16 protein-coding genes are annotated in these 15,838 nt (G+C 58.6%); 8 read left to right on the top strand and 8 right to left on the bottom strand.

Annotation, left to right across the window (positions count from 1 at the left end; translation table 11 throughout):
- The first annotated feature begins 53 nt into the window (after nt 1–53).
- From ACMXYJ_RS20595 to ACMXYJ_RS20585, 3 genes are read left to right on the top strand one after another with little or no spacing between them, the layout of a single operon-like run.
- On the top strand, nt 54–716 hold the full coding sequence (locus ACMXYJ_RS20595; RefSeq protein WP_415756675.1) for a hypothetical protein: 663 nt from the start codon (nt 54–56) through the stop codon (nt 714–716).
- Between the two features lie 58 nt (nt 717–774).
- Entirely contained in the window at nt 775–1,596 is an 822-nt protein-coding gene (gene ppk2, locus ACMXYJ_RS20590; RefSeq protein WP_415756674.1) for a polyphosphate kinase 2, read from the top strand.
- 49 nt (nt 1,597–1,645) lie between these two features.
- A complete protein-coding gene (locus tag ACMXYJ_RS20585; RefSeq protein ID WP_415756673.1) occupies nt 1,646–3,415 on the top strand; it encodes a SulP family inorganic anion transporter in 1,770 nt (589 codons plus the stop codon).
- 16 nt (nt 3,416–3,431) lie between these two features.
- Here ACMXYJ_RS20585 and ACMXYJ_RS20580 read toward each other — a convergent pair whose 3' ends face one another.
- Together ACMXYJ_RS20580 and ACMXYJ_RS20575 are read right to left on the bottom strand one after the other, a co-directional pair.
- Nucleotides 3,432–3,800 (bottom strand): DUF5064 family protein, encoded by a 369-nt coding sequence (locus ACMXYJ_RS20580; RefSeq protein WP_415756672.1) that lies wholly within the window; start codon nt 3,798–3,800, stop codon nt 3,432–3,434.
- Between the two features lie 235 nt (nt 3,801–4,035).
- Complete coding sequence (locus ACMXYJ_RS20575; RefSeq protein ID WP_415756671.1) at nt 4,036–4,578, bottom strand: DinB family protein; 543 nt, start codon at nt 4,576–4,578, stop codon at nt 4,036–4,038.
- A 173-nt stretch (nt 4,579–4,751) separates the two neighbouring features.
- Between ACMXYJ_RS20575 and ACMXYJ_RS20570 the strand changes: the two genes are divergently transcribed.
- Both ACMXYJ_RS20570 and ACMXYJ_RS20565 read left to right on the top strand, forming a co-directional pair.
- The gene (locus tag ACMXYJ_RS20570; protein WP_415756670.1) at nt 4,752–5,231 is read left to right on the top strand and encodes a VOC family protein; all 480 of its coding nucleotides are present in this window, start codon (nt 4,752–4,754) and stop codon (nt 5,229–5,231) included.
- A 219-nt stretch (nt 5,232–5,450) separates the two neighbouring features.
- A complete protein-coding gene (locus ACMXYJ_RS20565; protein WP_415756669.1) occupies nt 5,451–5,924 on the top strand; it encodes a GNAT family N-acetyltransferase in 474 nt (157 codons plus the stop codon).
- 4 nt (nt 5,925–5,928) lie between these two features.
- Here ACMXYJ_RS20565 and ACMXYJ_RS20560 read toward each other — a convergent pair whose 3' ends face one another.
- On the bottom strand, nt 5,929–6,354 hold the full coding sequence (locus ACMXYJ_RS20560) for a hypothetical protein (RefSeq protein WP_415756668.1): 426 nt from the start codon (nt 6,352–6,354) through the stop codon (nt 5,929–5,931).
- Between the two features lie 199 nt (nt 6,355–6,553).
- Between ACMXYJ_RS20560 and ACMXYJ_RS20555 the strand changes: the two genes are divergently transcribed.
- Nucleotides 6,554–6,925, top strand: a complete 372-nt coding sequence (locus ACMXYJ_RS20555) for a PH domain-containing protein (RefSeq protein ID WP_046049313.1) — start codon at nt 6,554–6,556, stop codon at nt 6,923–6,925.
- A 65-nt stretch (nt 6,926–6,990) separates the two neighbouring features.
- Entirely contained in the window at nt 6,991–7,413 is a 423-nt protein-coding gene (locus tag ACMXYJ_RS20550; RefSeq protein ID WP_415756667.1) for an HD domain-containing protein, read from the top strand.
- A gap of 128 nt (nt 7,414–7,541) precedes the next feature.
- On the opposite strand, the gene ACMXYJ_RS20545 is transcribed toward ACMXYJ_RS20550, so the two are convergent.
- The 3 genes from ACMXYJ_RS20545 to ACMXYJ_RS20535 form a co-directional block, all read right to left on the bottom strand.
- The gene (locus ACMXYJ_RS20545) at nt 7,542–9,218 is read right to left on the bottom strand and encodes an MFS transporter (RefSeq protein ID WP_415756666.1); all 1,677 of its coding nucleotides are present in this window, start codon (nt 9,216–9,218) and stop codon (nt 7,542–7,544) included.
- A 226-nt stretch (nt 9,219–9,444) separates the two neighbouring features.
- Nucleotides 9,445–11,628: an ornithine decarboxylase SpeF gene (speF, locus tag ACMXYJ_RS20540; protein ID WP_415756665.1), complete on the bottom strand. Its 2,184-nt coding sequence runs from the start codon at nt 11,626–11,628 to the stop codon at nt 9,445–9,447.
- Nucleotides 11,629–11,765: 137 nt separating this feature from the next.
- Nucleotides 11,766–12,653 carry a serine hydrolase domain-containing protein gene (locus tag ACMXYJ_RS20535; RefSeq protein WP_415756664.1) on the bottom strand — a complete coding sequence of 296 codons (888 nt, stop codon included), beginning with the start codon at nt 12,651–12,653 and terminating at the stop codon, nt 11,766–11,768.
- A 297-nt stretch (nt 12,654–12,950) separates the two neighbouring features.
- Between ACMXYJ_RS20535 and ACMXYJ_RS20530 the strand changes: the two genes are divergently transcribed.
- Nucleotides 12,951–13,739: a DeoR/GlpR family DNA-binding transcription regulator gene (locus ACMXYJ_RS20530; RefSeq protein ID WP_415756663.1), complete on the top strand. Its 789-nt coding sequence runs from the start codon at nt 12,951–12,953 to the stop codon at nt 13,737–13,739.
- Between the two features lie 168 nt (nt 13,740–13,907).
- Here the strand turns inward: ACMXYJ_RS20530 and ACMXYJ_RS20525 are convergent, their stop codons facing one another.
- Together ACMXYJ_RS20525 and moaA are read right to left on the bottom strand one after the other, a co-directional pair.
- Nucleotides 13,908–14,807: a bestrophin family protein gene (locus tag ACMXYJ_RS20525; protein WP_415756662.1), complete on the bottom strand. Its 900-nt coding sequence runs from the start codon at nt 14,805–14,807 to the stop codon at nt 13,908–13,910.
- A 5-nt stretch (nt 14,808–14,812) separates the two neighbouring features.
- Nucleotides 14,813–15,811, bottom strand: coding sequence for a GTP 3',8-cyclase MoaA (moaA, locus tag ACMXYJ_RS20520; protein ID WP_415756661.1), 999 nt, complete (start codon nt 15,809–15,811; stop codon nt 14,813–14,815).
- Nucleotides 15,812–15,838 lie beyond the last annotated feature (27 nt).

Below are 15,838 nucleotides of genomic sequence, written 5' to 3'. Positions count from 1 at the left end.
GACACGGCTGAAAACCAGGACCACGCTGACGCAGCCGTGGCGAGGATGAGCGCATGCAAAGCACTGGAGAGCAAAAGCGGGCCCGTGTTCTTGATCCGGTCGATCGTGTCACGGAGGTCATTTTCGGCCTGCTGATGGCAATGACCTTCACCGGAACCATCAGCGTGGCCACGTCTGGCCAGGAGGCCGAGCGCACGATGATGATCGCCGCGCTGGGTTGCAACCTCGCCTGGGGACTCGCGGACGCCGTGATGTATTTACTGCGAACCCTGATCGAGCGCACACGCAACCGTACGCTTCGTACCAACCTGCTTGTTGCGACGGATGCCGCTGCCGGGCAAGCGCTCATTGCCGAGGCGTTACCCCCGCGTCTCGCAGCAGCGGCCGGCCCTGAAGAGCTGGAATCGTTGCGTCGCCGCCTGGTCGAGTATTCATCCATGCCGGTACAGCCGCGCCTTGGTTGGGATGATTTCAGGGGCGCTGTCGGCGTTTTCCTGTTGGTGGTGTTCTCGACATTCCCGCTTGTCGTGCCGTTTCTGCTACTTGATCAAACAGCGCTCGCGGTACGCCTGTCTAACCTGGTCGGACTCGGGGTGCTGTTCATCGCCGGATGGATGCTCTCGAAATACGCCGGCGCAAAACCGTGGCAAGGCGGTCTTGCGACGGCAGTCACCGGCGCTGTACTGATCACAGCGATCATCGCGCTCGGCGGATGAGTTGAAAGCAACCTACGCTGAATACCTATTGGCGACTGGCATCTATGAGGTCTTGGTCATGGCAAAGGATAAGAAAAAAGCCCCTAAGCGTAATGCTGCTGAAAACCCGAAGCTGAAGAGCAAGGATTACCTTGAGCAACTGCGCACCCTGCACGTCGAATTGGTCAAGTTACAGGAGTGGGTAAAAGCCAAGGGCATCAAGATCTGTATCGTCTTCGAGGGGCGCGATGGCGCAGGCAAGGGCGGGACGATCAAGGCGATCACCGAGCGTGTCAGCCCGCGTGTATTTCGGGTGGTGGCGCTAACGGCGCCGAGTGAGCGAGAGAAAAGCCAGATGTATGTCCAGCGTTACCTGCCGTACCTGCCTGCGGCGGGCGAAGTGGTGATCTTCGATCGCAGTTGGTACAACCGGGCGGGCGTCGAGCGGGTGATGGGGTTTTGCACTAAACAGCAGGTTGCCAGTTTCCTGAAGACAACGCCTCTGGTGGAGCGTGCAATCGTCGACTCGGGCGTGATCCTGCTCAAGTATTGGCTGGAAGTCAGCGAAGACGAGCAGACTCGCCGGCTTCAGGAACGCATCAAGGATGGGCGCAAAATCTGGAAACTGACCCCCATGGACCTCAAGTCATACAGCCGCTGGTATGACTATTCACGTGCGCGTGACGACATGTTCAAGGCGACTGACACCGATCATGCCCCATGGCTGGTGGCCAACTCGAACGACAAGCGGCGGGCGCGCCTTAACATCATCAACGATTTGCTCAGCCGCATCCCGTACAAGGATGTACCGCGCGAGGAGGTGATATTGCCTAAACGGCAGAAGCCAGGCGGCTATCGTGACCCGGATTACCCGCACCGGCGAGTGCCCGAAAAATTCTGACGGGCACATTTAAGCGAATCTGCGCTGTACACCTATAGGCCACAGCTCTATGAGCGATTCGGATGCTTCGCCTCCCGTCCCGGAACCGGGCCGGATTGCACGCCGGGATGCCGGCGACGAAACCGGCTGGAGCCGCTGGCTTCCTGGGCTGCGCACGCTGCGCGGGTACCAGGTTGCCTGGTTGCGTCACGACATCATGGCCGGACTGGTGCTCACCACGATGTTGGTACCCGTCGGCATCGCCTATGCCGTGGCATCGGGCGTACCCGGCATCTATGGGCTCTACGCGACCATCGTTCCGCTACTCGCTTACGCATTGTTCGGGCCCAGCCGGATTCTGGTGCTGGGCCCGGATTCCTCATTGGCCGCCGTTATCCTGGCAGTCGTCTTGCCTCTGTCGGGCGGTGACCCGCATCGCGCCATCGCCCTTGCGGGCATGATGGCGATCGTTTCAGGCACCGTGTGCATCCTGGCGGGCATCATGCGTTTGGGCTTCATTACGGAGTTGCTGTCCAAGCCGATCCGCTACGGTTACATGAACGGCATCGCGCTGACGGTTTTGATCAGCCAACTGCCCAAGTTTTTCGGTTTTTCGATTGAGTCCGACGGCCCGCTGAGAAACATATGGGCTATCGCCACCGCGGTGATGGAAGGAAAGACCAACTGGACTGCGTTCATGATCGGCGCAGCCACCTTGGTCGTGATCATGCTGCTCAAGCGCTTCAAGCGCGTGCCGGGTATCTTGATCGCCGTGGCTGGCGCGACCGTTGCTGTCGGTGTGCTGGACCTTGCCGCGCGCGCGGGTGTATCGGTCCTCGGTGCTCTTCCGCAAGGTTTGCCTGCGTTCGCCATCCCTTGGATCACCCGCGCCGATATTGTCCCCGTACTCATCGGCGGTTTCGCCGTCGCCCTGGTGTCGTTCGCCGACACCAGCGTGCTCTCGCGTGTCTATGCGGCGCGGACCCGTACCTATGTCGATCCGAACCAGGAGATGGCAGGGCTCGGTTTTGCCAATCTGGCGGCTGGATTTTTCCAGGGCTTTCCGATCAGCAGCAGTTCGTCACGCACGCCCGTGGCCGAAGCCGCAGGCGCCAAAACCCAGTTGACCGGGGTTGTCGGCGCGTTGGCCGTTGCCTTATTGCTGATGGTGGCGCCGAACCTGTTGCAGAGTTTGCCCAGCAGCGCACTGGCCGCGGTCGTGATCGCGTCGGCCATCGGCCTGATTGAAGTGGCCGACCTGCGGCGCATTTATCGCATCCAGCGCTGGGAGTTCTGGTTGTCGATCGTCTGCACCGTCGGCGTGGCCGTGTTCGGCGCGATCGAGGGCATCGGGCTGGCCATCGTGATCGCCGTCATCGAATTTCTGTGGGATGGCTGGCGGCCGTATTCCGCGGTGCTGGGTCAAGCCAAGGGGGTCAAGGGCTACCACGACATCCAGCGCTATCCCGACGCGAGCCTTATCCCCGGTCTGGTGCTGTTTCGCTGGGATGCGCCGTTGTTTTTCGCCAACGCCGAACTGTTCAATGACCGAGTGCTTGCCGCAGTGGCGACATCGCCAACGCCCGTGCGCTGGTTGGTCGTTGCGGCGGAACCGGTCACCAGTGTGGACGTGACCTCTGCCGACGTGTTGGCTGAACTGGACGACACCTTGCACGCGGCAGGCATCAAGTTGTGCGTGGCCGAGATGAAGGACCCGGTCAAGGACAAGCTGAAGCGATTCGGGCTGTTCGCACGGCTTGGCGAATCGGCATTCTTTCCAACCATCGACGATGCCGTCGACAGCTACCTCGTGATCCATCCGGTGGACGAGGCGCGCTGAGTGGCATTGGCGTCACTCAGCGACGGTCTTTCTCAGCGTTATCCAGATCGACTGGATCGCCTGGCTGGACGCCGAGTTTGTCGCGAATATCCTCGAACATCGCGTCGTATTCCTTGTGTCCGCGCATGATGAGACTGGCATTGGCGGGCACTCCATGCTTGGCCGCAGCCTTTGCCACGCGGCTGGCAAAGTTGAAGGCCGTGTCGCGGTGCATATCGAATTCTTCAGTGAAGCTTTTACCGGATACCGCTCCGTCCATCTTGAAGTGCATCAGCATGCCTTCCTTGGGGTCGCGGCGGACTTCATAGAAGACATCAATGTTGTATTCCGGGACTCCGGGCGTGCCAGGGGTATTAGTACGGTTCAGGTGACCGGGCTTGAACATGGGAGGCTCCTTTTGGGGTTGATGGCGACCTTCTTGGAATCGGCTGTCCATGGAAATCGCATTAACGGAGCGTGTTCCATAGGGTGGAGCTATCAATTTGTAGCAGCGCAAAATCTCCCCTTAGAGCTTAGGTGATTGCTTGGGGTTTTCTACCTTCAAGGTGCACGAAAAGAGTACCCAGACTGAAGGGGCGGCACCGGACAACGACTGTCAGGAGCAACCAGAGCTGTCGCTTTTATACGCAGGATTGGGATGGAATGAGAAAGACTAAATCTGTATCAACTATGTCAATACCCGCCTGTGAAAGCAGCGTAGTCACCTGGCCACGGTGATGGGTTTGATGGTTGAAAAAATGCATGACAAGGCTGTAAAAATTCTTATCGGACACTACACCGTTCATGCTGGCGTAATGGAGAGTGTGGTCCAGATCGGACTCTGTAATAGAGTGAGCCCATTCGACGATTATCTGATCGAGTCTCGCTCGATGCACTGAGAGCTCTGGAACAGTAGAGAACAACAATTGGTCGAGGCTTTCCGGATCGGAAAGTTGCCTCACTGGCGCCAGTGCCGAGTGGTTCGCTGGATGCTTGGCGAATCGCTTTAGCCACACAGTGTCTCCGATTGCCACGTGGTTTAGCGTCCCGAGAATAGACTTGAAGAACGCTTTCCTATCGGCTGAGAGCTCATCATCGGACAAGCACCTGGTTGCCCCATAGATCTTTGCGTTCAACCATTGGTTATAGGTCGCCATCAGGCAGATGTGGTCGGTGCGGCTCATGTGTTCATCCTTTGAGTAGGTGTTCGCACACTCCATGCGAGGCCGGGATGTTATCGCCTCCAATGCGGAGCAGCTACTGAAGTTGGCAGACCAGGGGGACGCCAGTTGCCAAAGCCGCCCCGCTGAATGCGCTGCTAAAATGCACGGACCCGTTCCGATTCTGGAGAACCAAGATGATCAGCAAAAACACGATTTGCCTTTGGTACGACGGCACCGCGCTGGACGCTGCGACGTTCTACGCCGAAACGTTTCCCGACAGCGCTGTGGGAGCTGTCCTTCGCGCGCCCGGCGACTATCCGGCCTGCAAGCAGGGCGATGTCCTGACGGTCGAGTTCACGGTGATGGGCATCCCTTGCCTCGGACTGAACGGGGGCTCGGGGATCAAGCACAACCAGGCTTTTTCGTTCCAGGTCGCAACTGACGACCAAGCCGAAACGGATCGCTTGTGGAACGCGATTGTCGGAAATGGCGGCCAGGAAAACGTATGCGGCTGGTGCCAGGACAAGTGGGGGTTGTCATGGCAGATCACTCCACGCGTTCTGACCGCCGCGATAACCAACCCTGATCAAGCAGCGGCCAAGCGCGCGTTCGACGCCATGATGGAGATGGGAAAGATCGACATCGCTGGGATTGAAGCGGCTGTTAAGGGCTAACCAACGCTGCTTGGGGCACAAGATTGACATCCCGCTTCTTCAACAACACTATCTGCCCATGACTTACACATCCCGCATGTACATGATGTATTCCTCTATGACCGCTTCCGGCGGGCCATGAGGTCATGCGTGCTTGGAACCTGACGTATTAACCAAGGCCCCGCCAGAAATGGACGGGGCTTTTTAGTTTCCGTCCGCCGATGGCTAACGGAGATTGAAATGTTAGAGATCAAACGAGCCCATCACGGCGATTGCCGGGCGGCATTCGACATTCGGCGTCAAGCGATACGGCATCAATGCATCGGCGCCTATACCCTGCAGCAAATGGACGTCTGGACGGCAGGGGCCGCCGAGGACGGATATTGCGACCTGATGGAAAAACACTTTTATCTGGGGTGTATTCAGGGAGAACCCGTGGCGACAGGCATGCTTGATCTGGAGAGGCGTGAAATCGGCGCGATCTTTGTCTTGCCGGGCTTTATGCAGCGGGGCATTGGCAAGCGCATTCTGGATCATCTTGAGTGCCTGGCGCGGGATCTGGGGCTGGAGGACGTTAATCTGGACGCTACGTTGAACGCTGCTGACTTCTACCGGCGATGCGGTTTTGTCGGTGAACAGACGGCTATTTACCATTCGCCCTCTGGTCTGCAACTCGCTTGCATTCCGATGGTGAAGAAGCTTTTGTGTTCTTGAGCGGCTACTGCGCTTTCCAGTGACCCCCACCCGACTCGCAATCAATTTTCGCCTGACTCAAATGCTCAGCGCCGTAGTAATACGTAGTGACCTTCGCATTGTTCGGAATATTCAACGATGTGCTGCTCTTGTCCTTGCTGGTGGAGTGAGGATTGGCCAGCGATTCTTGCGTCAACGTGGCGCTGCAAGTGGCCTGAGAATGATCGGCGCACTGTTCGACTTTTTTCTTGGTGCTGGTCAGCATGTCTTTGCTCTCGTTGCTGCATGACCAATCAATGGAGCTCACCGGCATGCCTTCGTACTCATAACAGCTATGCGTTTCGACCACCGGCACGGAAGGGCTTTGGGAGCGGGTCAGCACGTCACAGCCTTCAGCCATGACCAGGGTGGGACTCAGGCTGGCAAGCAGAAACAGCAGTCTACTGTTCATCGGGGTTTCCTCTCCAATGGCGCCTTGTTTGATCAAAGATCAGCGCTGATAGGCTTTCGAAAACGCGATGAGGCGCGGGGTTCCATTGGTTTTTCAGATCCGCTGCTGGAGGGGGCGCAAAAAGCGCAGGCCCGATGGTATGCTCGCCGCGCCACGCGCTGGCAATCCAGGGAACACTCTTTAAGGAAGGGGATGGCGGATGATCGATTTCAACAACAAAGGCTTTTTCAAACTCAAGCAAAACAACGAATACGCGGAGCGAGTCACCGCGCTGCTGCTGGACGGCGAGCAGGTCATTGATGCCTATAAATCCATGCGCGACGGCGTGGTGTTTACCAACAAACGAATCATCGCGGTCAACGTCCAAGGCATCACCGGCAGCAAAAAAGACTTCACTTCGTTGCCTTACAAAAACATCGTCGCTTATTCCGTGGAAACCTCGGGCACCTTCGACCTGGATTCTGAGCTGGAAATCTACTTCTCGGCGCTGGGCAGAGTGAAGTTTGAATTCACTGGGAGAACGTCGATGGTCGAGATTTCCAAACTCATCTCACAGCATCTGTTGGGTTGAGCCCGGATTTTCACGGTCATGGCGGCGAGCTCCAATGCGAACGCCGATTACCCAGGGAGAACGACATGAGCCAGACACTGGAACGCGCCATTGCCATCGCCGCCACCGCGCATGAGGGGCAGGTCGACAAGGGCGGTAGCCCTTACATCCTGCATCCGTTGAAAGTCATGTTGCGGGTCACGACGCTGGAAGAACGCATCGTCGCAGTGCTGCATGACGTGGTCGAAGACTGCGGCATCAGCCTTGATGATCTGCGCAAGGAAGGCTTCAGCGAAGCCGTTCTGACGGCCATCGAGTCGGTCACCAAAGTGGCGGGTGAATCCTATGAAGCCTTCGTCGAACGCGCGGCGCAGAACCCGATTGGGCGGGTGGTGAAACTGGCGGACCTTGAAGAGAACAGCGATCTGTCGCGGATTGCGCAGCCGTCGTGGGAAGACCTGGAGCGCGTTGAAAAATATCGGCGGGCGATTGGCGTATTGCGCTCCTGAGGAGCTGAACAAATAGATCAATTGCACCCCGCACTGTGTAGCAGCTGGCGGAGCCTGCGTGATCAGCGTAGACCGTTTGATCGTTTCTGGATTGCCCTCTCCCTGGCAGGAGAGGGCGGGTGCCAGCCTTAGGTGTGATGAATTTCCCGATCCTTGGTTTCCGGCATGAAGAAAATGCCCAGAATGGCCGTCATCACAGCGATGACAATCGGGTACCACAGCCCGTAGTAGATATCACCCGTGGCCGCCACCATCGCGAACGCCACCGTCGGCAGGAAGCCCCCGAACCAGCCGTTGCCGATGTGGTAGGGCAGCGACATCGAGGTGTAGCGGATGCGCGCCGGGAACAGTTCCACCAGCCAGGCGGCGATCGGGCCGTAGACCATGGTCACGTAGATCACGAGGATGGTCAGGAGCAGCAGCACCATTGGGTAGTTGGTCTTCGCCGGGTCGGCCTTCTCGGGGTAGCCGGCTTCCTTGAGCGCGGTACCGAGGGTGGCGGCGAAGGCGTCGTTCTTGACCTTGAAGTCGGCGCCCGGCATGCCGGTGCCCTCGAAGCTCGGGATCAACTTGTCGCCGATGCGGACCTGCGCGACGGTGCCCGGTTCGGCTTTCTCGTTCTTGTAGGGGATGGCCCTCTTCGCCAGCACGGTCTTGGCGAGGTCGCAGGAGCTGGTGAATTTGGCCTTGCCCACCGGGTCGAACTGGAACGAGCACTGGTCGGGATCGGCGACCACCGTGACCGGGTTCTTCTCCTGCGCGACGAACACGTCGGGGTTACCGTATTGGGTCAACCCATGGAAAATCGGGAAGTAGGTCACTGCCGCCAGGACGCAGCCGGCCATGATGATGCCCTTGCGGCCGATGCGGTCGGACAGGCTGCCGAATATGACGAAAAACGGCGTACCGATCAGCAGGGAGCCGGCAATCAGCAGGTTGGCGGTCTGCGCTTCGATCTTCAGCGTCTGCAGCAGGAAGAACAGCGCGTAGAACTGCCCGGTGTACCAGACGACGGCCTGGCCGGCAGTGCCGCCGAGCAGGGCCATGATCACGATCTTGAGGTTATCCCAGCGAGCAAAGGATTCGGTCAGCGGCGCCTTGGAAGACTTGCCTTCGGCTTTCATCTTCAAGAACACCGGCGACTCGCTGAGTTGCAGGCGGATGTACACCGAGACGATCAACAGCAGGATCGACAGCAGGAACGGAATCCGCCAGCCCCAGGCCTCGAACGCTTCGGTGCCGAGGACCGTGCGGCAGGCGAGGATCACCAGCAGCGAGAGGAATAGGCCGAGGGTTGCAGTGGTTTGAATCCACGAAGTGAAGTAGCCGCGTTTGCCTTTCGGCGCATGTTCGGCCACGTAGGTCGCCGCGCCGCCGTACTCACCGCCCAGGGCCAGGCCCTGCAGCAGGCGCAGGGTGATCAGGATGATCGGCGCCGCCACGCCAATGGTCGCGTAGCCGGGCAAAAAGCCCACGATGGCGGTGGAGATACCCATGATCACAATGGTGATGAGGAAGGTGTGTTTGCGCCCGATCATGTCGCCCAGTCGGCCGAACACGATGGCGCCGAAGGGGCGTACCGCGAAGCCCGCGGCGAACGCGAGCAGTGCGAAGATGAAGGACGTTGTCTCATTGACGCCGGCGAAGAAGTGCTTGGCAATGATCGCGGCGAGAGACCCATAAAGGTAGAAGTCGTACCACTCGAACACGGTGCCCAGGGACGAGGCAAAGATGACCTTGCGCTCCTCCTTGGTAATCCCGTGGTGGGGCGCGCTGCCCGTGGAAGTGTTGTCGATTGCGGCCATGAGTCTTCTCCGTCGTTCTTGTTATAGGCCGGAGTACCTCGTTACCTTTTTGCCGCACCCAGGCCCTGGGGCTGATGTCGTCGGATTACGGATTGCGCGAAGCATGCACACAGGTTGACGGCCTCGCATCGCTGCAAGGTTTCCTGAAGCATAATCGGCTTCACGCAGATATCCACTCGCCATCACGCTCAACCCCGGGCCGACACACCACTGGAGGTGTGAAGACTCACGTCTTGATCACGTACCCATAGGCGCGAATGCGATCACCTTCCTGTTTCAAGTACACGCCCTGGAGTTCCGGCGTGAAGCCAGGCAGGGAGTTGATACCTTCCTCCAGCGCCAGGAAGTATTTAAGCACCGCCCCGCCCCATATTTCCCCAGGCACCACGCAGAGCACGCCGGGTGGATAGGGAAGGGCACCTTCGGCAGCGATGCGACCTTCGGCGTCCGTCAGCGCCACCAGTTCGACGTTGCCACGGATGAATTCGAACTGTGCTGCCTGAGGGTTCATCGCCTTTTTCGGGAAGTGTTCCTTGCGGAACATTGCCTTCTGCAATTGCTGGACGTTGTGGGTGCGGTAGAGGTCGTGCATCTCCTGGCAGAGTTGGCGAATGGTGTAGTTGCGATAGCGCTCCTCGTGCTGCGCGTAGATGGCTGGCAACACCCGGCTCATCGGCGCGTCATCACTGATGAAGCGTTCAAAGCGCGCGATCTGTGAGGCGAGATGCGTCATCTTCGCCCAGTCTTCGGCCGGGGTGAGCAGGAACAGAATTGAGTTCAGGTCGCACTTTTCCGGAACGATGCCATTCTCGCGCAGGAAATTGGCGAGGATGCCGGCATGGATGCCGAAGTCGGTGTAACTGCCATCGACCGGGTCGATGCCGGGCGTGGTGAACAGCAACTTGCAAGGGTCGATGAAGTATTGCTTGTCGGCGTAACCGCCAAAGGCATGCCAGCGATCCTTCGGATGGAACTCGAAAAACCGGATGTCGTTGGCGATGTCTTCGGTCGGATGGTCCTGCCAAGGGCGACCGTCAATGGTGTCCGGCACGAAGGGACGGACCATGGTGCACGCTTCCAGAATCAACTTGCGCGCGTCGATGCCGAACTTCACACAGTCTTCCCACAGGCGCAGGCCACTGCGCCCGGAATGGATGCGCGCGTTCACATCCAGTGAGGCGAACAGCGGGTAAAACGGGCTGGTAGACGCTTGGGCCATGAAGGCGTTGTTCAGCTGCGCATGGTTGCAATAACGGGCCTGGCCCTTGATATGGCGATCTTTCTTGTGGATCTGCGACGCCTGGGAAAACCCTGCCTGCTGTTTGTGCACCGATTGAGTGACAAAGATCCCGGGGTCGTTCTCGTGCAGGTCAAGCAGCAGCGGCGAGCAATCCTTCATCATCGGGATGAACTGTTCGTAGCCCACCCACGCCGAGTCAAACAGGATGTAGTCGCACAGCTTGCCGATGCGATCGACGACTTGTCTGGCGTTGTAGATGGTGCCGTCATAGGTGCCCAGCTGAATGACCGCCAGGCGAAACGGCCGTGGCAGTTGGGCCTTGTCCGGTGCGACTTCACTGATGAGTTCGCGCAGGTAGTCTTCTTCGAAACAATGGGCGTCAATCCCACCGATGAACCCATAGGGGTTGCGCGCGGTTTCCAGGTAAACCGGAGTCGCCCCTGCCTGGATCAACGCACCCTGGTGAATGGATTTGTGGTTGTTGCGATCGAACAGCACCAGGTCGCCAGGCGTGAGCAGTGCGTTGGTGACCACCTTGTTGGAGGCCGATGTGCCGTTGAGTACGAAGTAGGTCTTGTCGGCGTTGAACACCTTCGCCGCGTGCTTTTGCGCCAGAAGCGCCGGGCCTTCGTGGATCAGCAAATCGCCAAGCTTGACGTCGGCGTTGCACATATCGGCGCGAAACAGGGTCTCGCCGAAGAAGTCGAAGAACTGCCGCCCAGCCGGGTGTTTGCGAAAAAACTGGCCGCCCTGGTGGCCAGGGCAGGCGAACGTGGCGTTGGCCGATTCGGTGTAGTGCTTGAGCGCGTCGAAGAACGGCGGCAGGAGACTTTCTTCATAGGCTTTTGCCGCGGTCTCCAGTTGGTTGCCATGGTATTCGGCGTTGTTGCGCGAGGGGTCAAAAATGCCATTTACCTGAAGCAGAACATCTTGCAGGTGCTTGTAGACGTCCCGGGCGCGGTTGCCGGAACTGGGGGAGGCGACGAGAAAAATGGGGATATCGAAACCGGTACGTTGCAGGACGTCCAAGGCACCCGCCATCACATCCTCCACAGAGAACACCGCGACCGCGACGTCGGTGTAGTCGGTTTGATTGAGCGGAATTACTTCTCGGGAGGTCTGGAAACAATCGAACGCGGAATCACTGGCGGCAATTTTCAGGGCTTTCATGCGGGGAATCTCCTAGCGGACAGTCACTTGTCGGCTTTTTTTCAAGAGATCAATTTAGCGAGGGAGCCTTCAAGGCTCCCTGATCCAAATCATGTCGACACTGGTTATAGACGATGCGGGGAAGGGATACGGCTTTTCTAACGGTTTTTGCCAAGGATTGCCGACAGGCGTTCGACCACTTCTGCTTCGGCAGCCCCTTCGTCGGCGCCGTCATTAAAGACAGCACAACTCACCGCGTTTTCGCCATCAACGCAGCGATAGATCGCGACTACGCTGCCTGGACCGGCGCCGGTGTGTCCGCTCAACGTCAGTTCGCCCTTGACCAAACCCTGCATCAGGCCGAGCCCGTAACCCGGGGAAGTCCACGGGCGACCGGGAATCGGGCCGCCGAGGACGCGTGCCGTTTGCATCGCTTGCAGCAGTGGGTTTGGCAGAAGGTTGCCGGCCAGCAGACCGTCCAGACAAAGGGCGGCTTCTTCAAGTGGGCCAACCAGCAAGCCGTGATAGACCCAGCCGGGGTCGTAGGTTGGCGCGCTGCCCATGTTCACGCCCTGCAGATCGGCTCGCGTTTTGGCGAGGCGTATGCGGGATAAACTGAGGGGGGCGAACACGCGCTCCGTGAGCGCATCGTCAAGCGTGCGCCCCGTCACACGTTCAATCAGTCGCACGACGAACAGATAGCCGACGTTCGAATAGCGCCAACCGTCCCCCGGTGTGTAGCGCAACCGGCTGGCATCCAGGCGTTGCAGCATGTCATCGGCCGACCAGGGCGTCTCATGGCGGGCCACGGCGTTGTGGTAGTCGACGAGCTCGCCATAATCCGCCAGCCCGGCCTCGTGCCGCAGCAGCTGGCGCAGCGTGAAGGGGCCTTCAGCAACGGTATCGTCCAGGTCGAACAACCCGTCACGCACCAGTGACAGCGCGGCAGCAGCGAGCACGGTTTTGGTAAAGCTCCACCAGGGCACCGTTGTATCCGGCTGTTCAGGCGTGACGAGCGCGCCGTTCGATACGAGGGAACACAGCATGAGTCGACTCTGGATGGAGGAGAGAGCGGATGGCCCTTGGTTTCTGCTGATCAGGCGTGGCCCAACGCAATCGCGAACGAGACCACGATCATGCAGGCAAAGGCAAAGTTTAGATTCATGAAGTTTTCATCCAAAACATGTGTGATGGCGCCATCTTGAATAGGTCACAAAGAAATAAAAAATTGGGCTTCATGATTTGAATCATCGAAACAATTGATAGCCGGTTGGTTTGTGTTTATCCCGCGCTTTGGCTAGTCTCGCACAAACACGCAATTTCACGCAAAAGCGGGCAAAAACATGCACGATTCACACTCCGCCGCCGAACTCCCTCATCTGCGCCGGCAAAAAATTCTATTGATCCTCGAACGTGACGGCAAGGTCATGGCTAGCGAGTTGAGCCAGCACTTCGCGGTGTCCGAAGACACCATTCGCCGTGATCTGGCGGAACTGGCCAGCGCCGGGCTGGTGCAGCGGGTGCACGGCGGTGCACTGCCGCGGCCCAAGGACACTGGCAAGGATTTTTTCACCCGCGTCAATGAAACCGATGAGGTAAAAACACACTTGGCACAACTCGCCGCTCGCCAGGTGCAGGACGGCCAGATTGTGATTTTCGATTCGGGGAGTACGACGCTGCAGATCGCCCGTTCTTTACCGTCGGACATTTCCATTACGGCCGTCACCGCCTCACCCATGATCGCGATCACCCTGGCCGAATACAAAGGCATCACGGTGATTCTGGCCGGCGGGCAACTCAATCCCGCGACCCTGTCGGCCAGCGGACAGGAAACTCTGCGGCTGATCGAGGGTATCAAGGCTGATCTGCTGTTCACCGGGGTCTGCGCGATTCACCCGGAAGTCGGCATCAGCTCCCTGCATTTCGACGAGGTGCCGGTCAAACAGGCGATGCTCGCCAGCGCCTCCCGTGTCGTTGCCGTCACCACCGCCGACAAACTGGGGGCGGTGGAGCCGTTCGTTGTCGCGCCGTGTCAGCGCATTCATACCCTGATCACCGAGCGCCACGTGGCGTCGGGCAATGTCGAGGACTATCAGAAGCTCGGGATTGAAGTGGTGCAGGTGGAGGCGTGAAGCGCGTCTTGCTTCAGCAGCTTTTCACCGTCAAGGTTCAATTGCTCGCGATAACGGACTGTCAGTCGACATCAATGTTGGATGTGCCGGCCTCTTCGCGAGCAAGCTCGCTCCCACAGGTTCTGCGTCTACTGGCATGTACCAATGCCTGGTGAATCACCGAGCCCATCAGCTCAGCACATAGTCCACCGGTTCCAGCTGCGGTGGCAGTTGCGTCACGCCCAGCGCTGCCAGCACATCCCGTTCAATGCTGCGCACCAGCGCATCGATGGGCAGGTCGTTTTCATCGCGACCGAACGGGTCTTCCAGCTCATCGCCAATCGCATCCAGACCGAAAAAGGTGTAGCTGACAATGGCGGTGAAAATCGGTGTCAGCCAGCCCAGTGGCTCGGCCATTGCGAAGGGCAGCAAAATGCAGAACAGGTAGATGGTCCGGTGCAGCAACAAGGTGTAGGGGAAGGGCAGCGGTGTGTGTTTGATCCGTTCACAGACCGCTTGCACCTGGGTCAGGCGGGTCAAATGGTTGGCCATGAGCGTATAGCGCCATTCATTGATCGCGCCTGACTCGGCGAGTGCCGAACACTGCTGACCGACCTGCAGCAGAATCCCCCCGCTGATATCCGCCGCGTTGTCCTTGGGCATCGGGTTCAGCCATTCACCACTGGCCGCCAGTTCGTTTTCTTTGCGCAGTTTTGCATTGAGCGCATGGGCGAAGCCGCAGAGGTTGCTGAGGATATTGTGTCGCTCGTTCGCGTCCTTGATGACCTGGGTTTCGCGCACCATCGAGCGGATGTCCACCAGCATGTCGCCCCAGGCTTTGCGCGCTTCGTACCAGCGGTCGTAGCAGGCGTTGTTGCGAAAGCTCATGAAGATCGACAACGACAAACCCAGCAGGGTGAAGGGCGTTGCACTGACCTTGGAAAAATAGCTCGGGTGCAAGGTTTCGATGAGCACGATGGCCGAGGCGAGCAGGGTTACCAGAAGGCTGCGCCAGGCAATTCGTTTGGCGATCGAGCCCTTGAGTGACGTCAGGACGCCGATCAGATTGGGTTTGGGTCTAACGATCATGGTGTTCAGCCGCCCGTCATGTTCATGAAGCGAACCACCTGGACATCGTCGTTCACTTCGAAATTGTGCCGATAGGGTTTGAGTTTCATCGCCTCGATGATGGCTTTTTCCAGGCGCTCGGGATGGCCGGGATGGCTGCGCAAAACGGCCTTGAGGTCGACGGCGTGCTCATTGCCCAGGCACAGCAGCAGACGACCTTCCACCGTCAACCGAACCCGATTGCAGGTGCCACAAAAGTTGTGGCTGTGGGGGGAAATGAACCCCAGGCGAATCTGCGGTGCCTCGGCCAGGCGCCAGTAGCGCGACGGGCCTTGGGTCGACTCGGCGGACTCGATCAGAGTGTAGCGCTCGGCGATCCGTTCACGTACCTGACTGCTTGCGTAAAACGACTCCGCGCGGCTGTGTTCATGGATGGTGCCCAGGGGCATTTCTTCGATGAAAGAAATGTCGAGATTTCGGTCGATGGAAAAACTCACGAGGTCGTTGATCTCATGGTCATTACGGCCCTTCATCACCACGCAGTTGAGTTTGGTATTGCGAAATCCTGCAGCGTTGGCCGCGTCGATGCCGTTGATGACCTGCGCCAGATCACCGGTGCGCGTCAGTTCACGAAAGCGTTGCGGGTCCAGGCTGTCGAGGCTGATGTTGAGCCGTTTGACCCCGGCCTCGAACAGGGGAGCTGCAAGTTTGCCCAACTGCGAACCGTTGGTGGTCATGCACAGTTCACGCAGGCCGGGCAGGGCGGCGATCTTTTCGCACAGCTGCACCACCCCCGGACGAATCAGCGGTTCGCCGCCCGTGAAGCGGATCTTGCGGGTGCCCAACGCCACGAAGCTTTCTGCCAGTTGGTAGATTTCTTCCAGGGTCAGTACCCGTTGGCGGGGCAGAAACTGCATGTCTTCGGCCATGCAATACACGCAACGGAAATCGCAGCGGTCGGTGACAGACATCCGCAGATAGTCCACCCGTCTGGAGAACCCATCGATCAAGACTCGCTCTGACATGACATCCTCGCCGTGAGTTGAATATTG

The organism is Pseudomonas arabinosi, assembly GCF_047758675.1.
GTDB lineage: Bacteria > Pseudomonadota > Gammaproteobacteria > Pseudomonadales > Pseudomonadaceae > Aquipseudomonas > Aquipseudomonas arabinosi.
The sequence above is the reverse complement of the archived record's forward strand: the minus strand, read 5'-3'. Positions and strand labels throughout refer to the sequence as shown.